Raw genomic sequence first — 9953 nt, forward strand, 5'->3', positions numbered from 1 at the left:
TGCATTTAATCCCACCAAAAAGAAGGCGGCCGGAACGTGGTATTTTGACAATACGTCTAAAACCTGCGGAGTGTAGGTTTCATCAGGACCGTCATCAAAAGTTAATACCAGTTCTTTCTGTGGAGCTTCTCCGTATTTTTTAACTTCATAAGAACTGGGATAGGTTATATAATTTTCATCGGTGATGATTTTTTCTTTGGGATCAATCTCAAGAGCAATTTTCCCGTCGTGAGGTGTATTCAGAACGTCCAAAACTTCGCCGTCACCAATGTAATCGACCATGGTCTGACCTTTTACATTTTCAAGACTTTTTAAATTTAATTTTGATAAACCTGCAAACGTAAGATCTCTATCGTAAAAGTTCCAGATGCGGCTGTCTTCACTTCCCAGTCTCCAGAGCGCTGTTCCGGCAAGAGGATATTCGGCAGAGAAACGCATCGTATTAAAAATAGAAGCAGCATCGTTAAAAAATACGGTATGTGTATTGTTTTTTGAATCTGTATAGGAATAATTTAAGTTAAAGGTATTGTCGTCGAAATTAATGCTCGCTTTACTTGCACTCGCTTTGGTAATTGCCTGCATATACGTTACGGAAACATTCTGCTCCTTGTCTGTACTCCAGTCGTAGCCATAAGCTCCCAATCCTAAAATAATTTTATTCGGTGAAGTTTTTGCCAGAATTTTTCCGGTTTGTGCTTCGATCCATTTCTGAGAAGAAACAGGTCCCGCGTCACTGTCCAGTGCATATTCATCATACGCCATTAATACAAAATAATCTACATAAGGATTCAGTCTCTGGATATTGTAATCGTCATTATCCGTCATGATATCCATAGAAACCAATAATTTATTCTGCTTAAATGTTTCGGAAAGCTCTTTCATGAAAGCGATCAGGTTTTCATCAGAATCCAGATTCATATCTTCAAAGTCGATATTGATTCCTTTAAAATTGAGTTTCTGGCATTGAAGCGTTAATTTCTGAATAAGCTGGGTTCTTTTTTTAGGATCTTTCAATACTTTTCCCAGACCTTCAGAATGGAATTCCTGTTCAAAATTATTACTGAGAATCGGCATTGCCGCAACTCCTGTTCTTTTAATAACTTTATAACCGGCAGGATCTACATTGGTTTTAAGATCACCGGTTTTCGGATCAAGGAAAAACCATTCCGGAAAAACAAGATTGATGTGTCTGATATTTCTTTTTAAAGACATTAAAGACTGCGGATCCCATGCCACATAAAATGCAGAACGTATTCCGCCCGGAAACTGCGCCCAGTTTCTGTTTTGGTTTTTAAGTCTTTCGGCTCTTGCTTTTTCAATTTTAGCAAGGTTGGTGTGCATTGTTTTTTCGGAAATGAAACTTCGGAATCCTTTATATTCTTTAGAAATTTTGTTCTCCTGAAGATAAGGTCTATTTGCTGTTATAACCGCTTTGTAATCTTCTTTAAAGGGGATTTTGGGACTTCTGTCCAATTTCATCATAAGACCTAATGCCAGAAAAAGCAGGATGGCTACGAAGATAAAAATCCGGCTTCCCCACTGAACGTTTCTCCAGCGTTTTTTACTGTCGGTCTGAAAAATCTGCTTTGAGTTTTCCACGATTTTGATATTTTTCTCACTAACGTCAAAAACCGTGAAAAACCTATACAGAATTAATTAAAAAAAAATTAAAAATTTATAAGATTACTGATTGTTTACCAGGACAGCCACCAAATCCTGAATAACTTTCTGCGATACAAAGTGCATGAAATCCTGTCTTTCCAGATGTGGCATATATAATCTTGAAGTCACTTCCTTATCGTGGATTCTTATGGTGTAAAAAACAGTTCCGACCTCTTTTCCGTCCTCCCCTTTTCCGGGACCTGCAACTCCGGTTGTAGACAAAGAAATATCGGTATGAAATAATTGCTGACAGCCTTCTGCCATTTCTGCCGCAACCTGATCGCTCACAACAGTAAATTCTTCTACGGTTTCTTTTTTTACTTTTAGAATATCGGTCTTTTTTTCTGTAGCATAAGAAACAATTCCGCCGAGGAAATATTTCGAACTTCCTGAAACAGAAGTAATCATTTTTGCGAGTTCGCCTCCGGTACAGCTTTCGGCAGTAGAAAGTGTAAGCTTTTTCTCTGTTAAAATATCGGCAAGGATTTTTTCTATTCTATCCTGCGAAGTGGCGATTACATGATCTTTTACCAAAGGAAGGAGCTTTTTAATTTCTTCCTCAAGTTGCTGTTTCAGAATGTTTTCATCTTCTCCGCTTGCAGTAAGTCTCAGTTTTACACGGGTTCCCACAGGAAGATAGGATAAAGAAAGATTTTCCGGCAAGGCAAGCTCCCAGTTTTCAATTGTATCTGCAAGAACACTTTCCGGAATTCCGACTACGGAAACAATTCTCGTGGAAAGATAATGCAGACTGAATTTATCTTTTAAATAAGGAACAATCTGATCTTTAATTAAAGGTTTTACTTCATAAGGAACTCCGGGAAGACTGAAAAGGAGTTTTCCGTTCTCTTCCATCATCATGCAGGGCGCAGTTCCGAAATGGTTCTGGAATACTTTGGATTTCGTAGGAACAAAAGCCTGTTCGCGGTTTCTTTCAAGAATTTCTGTTCTTCCGCGTCTTTCCATGTACGCTTTAAGATGGGCAAAAGTTTCTTCATCCAGAGCGATTTCATCATTGAAAAATTCAGCGATGGCTTTTTTGGTTTTATCGTCTCTTGTAGGACCTAAACCTCCGGTTGTAATGATGATATCTCCCAGTTCAAAAGCAGATGTTATGGTCTTTTTAATTATTTCAATCTGGTCTGAAATGGTAAAAATCTGTACCACTTTTATCCCAATATTTTTCAGTTCGGCAGCAATAAAGTTAGAATTGGTGTCTACAGTGCTTCCTGAAAGGATTTCGTCACCAATAGTGATCAGAACGGCATTTTTCATATAATAGGTAGAAAAAAATTTCTTTACAAATGACGGAAATTTCCCTGTGACGGGCAATATAAATTGATTTTTTCTATTTTTGGATAAAATTGTTTAAAACTATCATTCAATATGTCTAAATATGATGATGCTTCATGGCATTACGGCAGCGATTTTCCTGAAGAACTTCCAATAAAAAACGGCGCAACACACACCGGAATGTTTCTGAACTGGTGTATCAATAACGATTTAATATCGGAAGAATTTAAAGAAGATCATAAAGAAGATATTCAAAGTTTAAAAAGAAGAGAAATTACAGGCGCTGAATTCATCATGGATTTCATGGACGGAAAATTTTCTGAATATGATCTGAACGAAACAGGAAATGCTTTTGCACAGGATTATTACAAAGACGACACAGATTTCGGAAACCGGTTCAGCTCTTTCGCAGATGATTATGTGAATTTATTCGATACAAAAGCGGAAGAGAATGATTACGAATATGAAACATTTTATCACATCGAAGATACATACGAAAATTACGATCTGATGAAACAGGTTATCGATTATCGTTTTGAAGAGTGGAAAGAATATAAAGGATTGGTTTAAAATAAATATCAGTAAACTTGTCTAAACTTTTTTAATGCAAAAGATGCAAAAGATTGTTACACTTTAGTTGTTTAAGTTGAATCCTTAAATGGAAAAAAGAGCACATAAGTTAAAAAAAATCAAAGATTTTTTCTTTTTGCTGACTTTTCAAATACTTTAAATAAATCCAATGAAGTCTTTTGTGTATCTTTTGCGGGTAAATTTAAAATGATTATCCGTTATTGATCATAATGCTTAATTTTCACGCGAAGAATCGCTAAGATTCTTTTATATACCAACTGTTTTTAAGTTCGCAAAGGTGCTTCGACAGGCTCAGCATAAACTATTCACTCAGCGAAGAACTCAAAGGTTTTCTAATGATGACAAATTACGGACAATCATTAAATTTAAAATGAGTTTAAACTTAGTTTTAAACTGTACTACTTTCAACTCTGCTCAGATGTTTTTTCTTGAAAGCGGAAGGCGTTTCTCCGATGTATTTTTTGAATAATTTATTAAAATAAGAAAGACTTTCAAAACCTACCTGAAAACAGACTTCTGTAACACCGTGATTTTGCAGCAATAAAAGTTTTGCCTGATTAATCCTGTAATTGTTTACAAAATCTGTAAACGTCATATTGGTCTGCTTTTTAAAATAGCGGCAGAATGCGGGAGTACTTAAGTTCACGTTTTCTGCGATAATATTTACATTTGGGTTCTGATCATAATTTTCATGAATATAATCGTAAATGGTTCCCATCCGGATTTTATCATTTAAGAACCATTTGATTCGGGTGTCTTCGCTGTTCAGTTCTTTTACTTCTTCCGACTCTGCAAGAATCTGTAAAATTTCGATCAGCCCGACAAAAGCATGAAAGGAATTTTCGTTTTTTATCTGGTGTAGTTTTTCAACGACTGTTTTTTTGGTTTGTCCTGAGAAAGATAATCCCAGATAAGACCGTTCCAGCAGTTTTTTAATGTTTTCAAATTCTGGAACGGGCATAATGTATTCCTGAAGAAAATTTTCGCGCATCTGCAAAACCATCTGTCTGTATTCGGTCTGAATTTTATAATCAAAATTAAGATGAGGAACATTAGCACCTATTAAAAGCAGATCGCTGTCTTTAAAATCTGAAATATTTTTACCGACATGGCGGATTCCGTTGCAGGCTTGTACATATACAAGCTCGATTTCCGGATGATAATGCCAGTAGAAACAGTTTTTAAGAGATGGCGAAAACAGCTTAAAAGATTTCCCCTCTTCAAATTCAATATTTTCTTTCTGAATTTTCATTATGTTCTCTTTTGATTAATATTCAATTCAAAATTAATTAAAAAAGTTAATACAGAGCAAATATGAGTCATTACTGTTAAAGTATAAATGATTATTTCTATCGAATTTTGCATTTTCGAAAGAGATCGTGAATTAGTTACCCAAAAAATTACAATTAAAAGGAATTACAATGAAGATTGATAAAAGAATAATACCGCTCGCCATCGGAGGTCTGGGAATCGGAACCACCGAGTTTACTATAATGGGCTTGCTTCCCGATATGGCAAAAAGTCTGCAGATCAGTATTCCTGAAGCCGGACATCTCATCTCGGCTTATGCTTTTGGAGTAGTTGTGGGAGCACCGATCCTTATTGGATATTCTGTAAAGTTTCCACCTAAAAAAGTGCTGATTGTTTTGATGATGATCTTCACTCTGTTCAATGCATTATCAGCAATTGCTCCCGATTATAATACGATGATGATTATCCGTTTCCTTTCCGGACTTCCGCATGGAGCATTTTTTGGAGTGGGAACCGTGGTTGCCACGAGATTAGCGGCAAAAGGTAAAGAAGCATTCTATATATCGCTGATGTTTACAGGACTTACGATTGCGAATCTTGCGATGGTTCCGCTGGTAACATATATCGGTCATGCATTTCACTGGAGATGGTATTTCGCCATTGTTGCTGTGATCGGGTTATTTGCCTTATTATTTTTAAAACTCTGGCTTCCGATACTTGAAACCAATGAAGACACTCACTTCATGGAAGAAATGAAATTTCTGAGGAAAAAGCAGTCATGGATGGTTTTAATGATTACTGCGATTGGTTTTGGAGGATTATTTACCTGGTTCAGTTATATTACACCTTTAATGACCATTGTTTCAGGAATTAAAGAAAACCAAATGGCTTACGTAATGATTCTCGCGGGAGCCGGAATGGTTGTAGGAAATTTAGTCGGCGGATATTTGTCTGACAGACTAAGCCCTGAAAAGACCTGTGTTTTATTACTATTTTTAATGATGAGTTCTTTAGTAGGTGTATTTTTTCTTTCAGAATATCAAACTATATCGTTAGTTCTTACCTTTGTTTGCGGCGCACTGTCGATGTCGGTTGCTGCACCCATTAATATAATGATGATGAAAGCCGCACCTAAAAGCGAGATGATGGCTGCAGCTTTTATGCAGGCCGGATTTAACTGTGCGAATGCTTTGGGCGCGTTTTTGGGAGGTATTCCTTTAGAAAATGGTTATTCCTTCAATTATCCATCTTTGGTAGGCGTTGGAATGACGTTAATCGGACTTATTATTGCCTTCAGATATAAACAATTATACAGCCTGGAAAAAGCTGAAGAAAAAGAAATAACAACCGAATGTATTTCCTGCGAACAATAAAAGAATCGGCAGTTTCCTCCGGAAACTGCCGATTTTCATAATTTTTAAACTTTTTAGAATTTAAATGTGCATCCGCAAACGCTCATTTTACCTTCTACAACAGTAGTCCATTGTCCGTTCCATCTTCCTCCGTAAGACGCACAGATTGATGGGCAAACTTCTTTAGCATCTTCGTCGCTCCAGATTGGACCGGCCAAAACATCTAAAGTATACTCTGAGTCTCCTGTAGGCTGAGTATTAAGCTCAACTTCGATAACGCTCATCTGTGCTTCCACAATGGTAGACCATTGTCCTGTAAATTTTCCTAAATGTGCGGCTGCAATTCGTCCGCCTAATTTTTGTGCTTCGTCATTGCTCCAAAGTGGTCCCGCAATGATGTTGATTTTGAATATTGACATGATTTTTAGTTTTTTGTTTGTTTAACATTACAAATGTAGTCACAATAATGAGAAATATTTCAAGTAGAATATACCAAATTGATTATTAAGTATTTATACTTAAAATCTGATTTCTGAAAAATAAAAAAGACTGCCTTAAAAGACAGCCCTCCGTTGTTTTTATAATAAGCAGATTACGCTTCTACTTCATTCCCGTTTTTGCACCAGTACAACGCATTGTAAAGGTTACCTTTCGGGAAGGATTTGAATTCTCCCGGCATCAGTACACTGAAAATTTCTGTGAAATTCTGTACATGCTGATTGTCGGTAAGAATAGCCGCCCTATTCCATTTGGTAAGATTCTTCAATCCGAGAAGAGCGTCTTCAAGCCATGCACCGGCTGTAAAATTATTCAGATCTGTGTCAAGATACATCAGATAATTCAGTTCTCCAAACTGCTCAATCTTTGCTTTCACTCTTGGAAAAACAAGATTTTCAAAGTCCTCTTTCGTCACTTCTCCTGTTGCATTAAAAGCTGCAACATTTTCCGGAGCCTCTGGAATAATCGTTATCATATTTTTATTTTTATTGTGGTTTGATGGGACGGTGAAAACAAATATTAAACCAATATTAATGTTAAATGAATAAAAGGTGTAATTATTGTTAATTTAGAAAAAAATAATACAATGGATCTTAAATCTAACGAACCTTTCTGGCTTTTAAAAAACGGATTGATTGCTTCCTATCCTTCATTGAAATCTGATGAAGAATGTGATGTGCTGATTATCGGCGGCGGAATTACCGGAAGCCTGATTGCCCATCAGATGATTTCCGACGGATATAAAACGATTCTTATCGACAAGCGTGAGATCTGCAACGGCAGTACTTCTGCAACAACTTCCATGCTGCAGTATGAAATTGATGCTCCTCTTTATGAACTTATTGAAAAAATAGGAAAAAATGGAGCTGTAGCAAGTTATAAGGCATGTTCGGATTCCATTGATAAGCTTGAAAAATTAACCGATGAAATTAAGTCGGATTCGGGATTTAAAAGAAAAAAATCGCTGTATTTTGCCTCAAAGAAAAAGGATGTTGTATGGCTGAAGAAAGAATTTAACGCAAGGAAAGACGCCGGTTTCAATGTAAAATGGCTTGAAAGTGATGAGGTTTCAAAACAATTCGGATTTGAAAATACTTTTGGCGGAATTGTATCTGAACAGGGAGCCAGTATTGATGCTTTTAAATTTGCCCACGAACTGTTTAAACTGAATGTAAGCAAAGGTTTACAAATTTTTGATAAAACAGAAATGACCAGTGTTAAATATTTCAGAGGTTTTAATACAGTAACGGCTGATTCGGGTTTTAAAATAAGGGCTAAAAAAGTAATCTACTGCATCGGTTATGAAAGTAAAAATCTTATCAAAGAACATTTTGTGAATTTAAAAAGCACCTATGCCATTGTTTCTGAAATTGATAAGAAAAAATTTAAAAACATCAGCAATACTCTGGTCTGGAATACCGATGAACCTTATATGTATATGCGGACAACGGATGACGGGAGAATGCTGATCGGCGGCGGTGATGAAGATTTTTATGATGCTAAAAAACGGGATTCTCTTTTAAATAAAAAAGAAAAGGAGATTTTAAAAACATTGAAGAAAATAAAGCCCGATTATCATTTCTACACAGATTTTGTCTGGACAGGAACATTCGGGGAAACCAAAGACGGACTGCCCTACATCGGAACACATAAAGATTTTAAAAACTCTTATTTTGTTCTTGGTTTCGGAGGAAACGGAATTACGTTTTCCGTGACGGGGATGGAAATGGCTTCTCTATTCATGAAAGGTAAGAAGCATCTGCTTTCAAAGTATTTTCAATTTGGAAGATGATTTCTGAATTTTTCATGGTTTCGGCGGAGGCTTCGCCTCCGCCGAAACCATGAAAAAATCCGGTGCAAATCTGCACCGGATCACCACACTCAAAATATTTGTTGTCGGAACTTTGAAAACAACATTTATTCTTCATTCAACTTTAATGGTTATCAGTTTTTAATCACTTCTGATATTTAAATTTAATTTCTTCTGATAATGAGTTACAGAGTATAACCATTTTTCTTTGCCAATTCCAAAACAGACTTTTCAATCGCTTTTCCCAAATCATCCGCTTCAGAATTTCCGCGTTTTTTCATTTCAGCATCAATGAAATCCTGTCTTTTCTTGGATAATTCTTCAATTTCTCTCTGAATTTTTTGTCTCTCGGCTGATTTTTCGGCAACGGCTTTTTTAATGTCCTCTTTGCTTTTTCCTTTCAATTCAGCAGGAAGCTCTTCCGCTTTTACGTCCGACATGAAGTTTACATCCTTTTCAGCGCGGTCTACCAAATCCCAATGATCGTTTTTATAGGCATTTTTCTTGGATTTTGCAACCGTTCTTTCCACGGCGTTGGAAACCGACTGCACTTCGGCATTTTTATCCTGAAGCATCTGTTTGGCTTTAAATTCCGAACCGTGACTTCCGTAATAAATGTAGGTGTCATTCAGCTTGGCGTTGCATTCCGAAATTCTGACATCGTAAGGTGTTTTTATATAAATTACTTTCTGGTCGCTGTCGATATTGAAATATTTCCCTTCTCCCAAAGAAGCGCCGTTTTGCCAGAAAGTCTGTATTCCTTCATCACGGCTGCCACAGAAAATCGTGTTGGTGTAAATATTCTTTCTTTTGGCAGTAGGAATCACTTCTTTATAACTGATTTTTCCCTGATCGAAAGGCTCGTTTCCCGCAATATAGATCAGTTTCATGCTTTGGTTATTGTCATCCCATTTCAGGTTCATCGAGGCATCACGGATTACCGCTCCGCAATATTCACTTCCGCCGTTGGTTCTCAAAGCAAACAGTTTTTCCGAAACCAGATCAAGATCCTGCGTTAAAGGAGTTACCTGTCGGATGTAATTTTCATCTCGTAAACCATCATTTCCGTATTCATACAAAGCAATTTCCACTTGGGGCGCTTTACCGTTGTATTTTAAGGTCGTTAAAGTATTTACGATATTCCAGAGTCGGGATTTCGCCTGATCGATCAGTCCGTCCATGCTGTTGGAAGTGTCGAGAAGCAATGCTACCTGAATTTTATTTTCTTTGATACTCGTTTCTGAAGGTTTATCAACATTCTGAACCACTGTTCTCTGAACCGCCGGTTCTTTATATTCAAATTTTGAGTTTTGTACCCCGAATAAAGCGGCGGTTCCGGCTGCTAATGTTAAAATTTTAAAAGCTGTCATGATTTTGTGTTTTAAAGGATTTCGTATTTTGTTTTGATGCTGTATTTCAGCTTGATATTATCAATGTTTTCAAAAGAGTAATCTACATTAGAATCTGCTGCTTCCAGTTGGATATTGGATGTTTTT

The 9953-nt window shown here is 36.7% G+C and carries 9 protein-coding genes; 3 read left to right on the forward strand and 6 right to left on the reverse strand.

Going from position 1 to position 9953, the window contains the following annotated elements:
* On the reverse strand, positions 1–1599 hold a 1599-nt coding region (locus WFK35_RS16280; RefSeq protein WP_336733465.1), incomplete at its 3' end, for a glycosyl hydrolase family 18 protein.
* A gap of 84 nt (positions 1600–1683) precedes the next feature.
* Positions 1684–2937, reverse strand: a complete 1254-nt coding sequence (locus WFK35_RS16285) for a CinA family nicotinamide mononucleotide deamidase-related protein (RefSeq protein WP_336733466.1) — start codon at positions 2935–2937, stop codon at positions 1684–1686.
* Between the two features lie 111 nt (positions 2938–3048).
* Here WFK35_RS16285 and WFK35_RS16290 point away from each other — a divergent pair, with 111 nt between their 5' ends.
* Entirely contained in the window at positions 3049–3525 is a 477-nt protein-coding gene (locus WFK35_RS16290) for a DUF7832 domain-containing protein (protein ID WP_336733467.1), read from the forward strand.
* A gap of 409 nt (positions 3526–3934) precedes the next feature.
* Here the strand turns inward: WFK35_RS16290 and WFK35_RS16295 are convergent, their stop codons facing one another.
* Positions 3935–4798: an AraC family transcriptional regulator gene (locus tag WFK35_RS16295; RefSeq protein WP_336733468.1), complete on the reverse strand. Its 864-nt coding sequence runs from the start codon at positions 4796–4798 to the stop codon at positions 3935–3937.
* 169 nt (positions 4799–4967) lie between these two features.
* Between WFK35_RS16295 and WFK35_RS16300 the strand changes: the two genes are divergently transcribed.
* On the forward strand, positions 4968–6170 hold the full coding sequence (locus WFK35_RS16300) for an MFS transporter (RefSeq protein ID WP_336733469.1): 1203 nt from the start codon (positions 4968–4970) through the stop codon (positions 6168–6170).
* A gap of 53 nt (positions 6171–6223) precedes the next feature.
* Here the strand turns inward: WFK35_RS16300 and WFK35_RS16305 are convergent, their stop codons facing one another.
* Positions 6224–6568: a mannan-binding lectin gene (locus tag WFK35_RS16305; protein WP_336733470.1), complete on the reverse strand. Its 345-nt coding sequence runs from the start codon at positions 6566–6568 to the stop codon at positions 6224–6226.
* A gap of 173 nt (positions 6569–6741) precedes the next feature.
* Entirely contained in the window at positions 6742–7122 is a 381-nt protein-coding gene (locus WFK35_RS16310) for an STAS/SEC14 domain-containing protein (protein WP_336733471.1), read from the reverse strand.
* 111 nt (positions 7123–7233) lie between these two features.
* Here WFK35_RS16310 and WFK35_RS16315 point away from each other — a divergent pair, with 111 nt between their 5' ends.
* Positions 7234–8439 (forward strand): NAD(P)/FAD-dependent oxidoreductase, encoded by a 1206-nt coding sequence (locus WFK35_RS16315; protein WP_336733472.1) that lies wholly within the window; start codon positions 7234–7236, stop codon positions 8437–8439.
* 203 nt (positions 8440–8642) lie between these two features.
* Here the strand turns inward: WFK35_RS16315 and WFK35_RS16320 are convergent, their stop codons facing one another.
* The gene (locus tag WFK35_RS16320; RefSeq protein ID WP_336733473.1) at positions 8643–9827 is read right to left on the reverse strand and encodes a VWA domain-containing protein; all 1185 of its coding nucleotides are present in this window, start codon (positions 9825–9827) and stop codon (positions 8643–8645) included.
* Positions 9828–9953 lie beyond the last annotated feature (126 nt).

The organism is Chryseobacterium sp. VD8 (assembly GCF_037149975.1).
In the GTDB taxonomy this organism is placed as follows: Bacteria; Bacteroidota; Bacteroidia; order Flavobacteriales; family Weeksellaceae; genus Chryseobacterium; species Chryseobacterium indicum.

Bases quoted from the DNA above. Each gene is read 5' to 3' on its own strand.
- WFK35_RS16285 (WP_336733466.1), bottom strand. From the start codon at position 2,937: ATGAAAAATGCCGTTCTGATCACTATTGGTGACGAAATCCTTTCAGGA.
- WFK35_RS16290 (WP_336733467.1), top strand. From the start codon at position 3,049: ATGTCTAAATATGATGATGCTTCATGGCATTACGGCAGCGATTTTCCT.
- WFK35_RS16295 (WP_336733468.1), bottom strand. From the start codon at position 4,798: ATGAAAATTCAGAAAGAAAATATTGAATTTGAAGAGGGGAAATCTTTT.
- WFK35_RS16300 (WP_336733469.1), top strand. From the start codon at position 4,968: ATGAAGATTGATAAAAGAATAATACCGCTCGCCATCGGAGGTCTGGGA.
- WFK35_RS16305 (WP_336733470.1), bottom strand. From the start codon at position 6,568: ATGTCAATATTCAAAATCAACATCATTGCGGGACCACTTTGGAGCAAT.
- WFK35_RS16310 (WP_336733471.1), bottom strand. From the start codon at position 7,122: ATGATAACGATTATTCCAGAGGCTCCGGAAAATGTTGCAGCTTTTAAT.
- WFK35_RS16315 (WP_336733472.1), top strand. From the start codon at position 7,234: ATGGATCTTAAATCTAACGAACCTTTCTGGCTTTTAAAAAACGGATTG.
- WFK35_RS16320 (WP_336733473.1), bottom strand. From the start codon at position 9,827: ATGACAGCTTTTAAAATTTTAACATTAGCAGCCGGAACCGCCGCTTTA.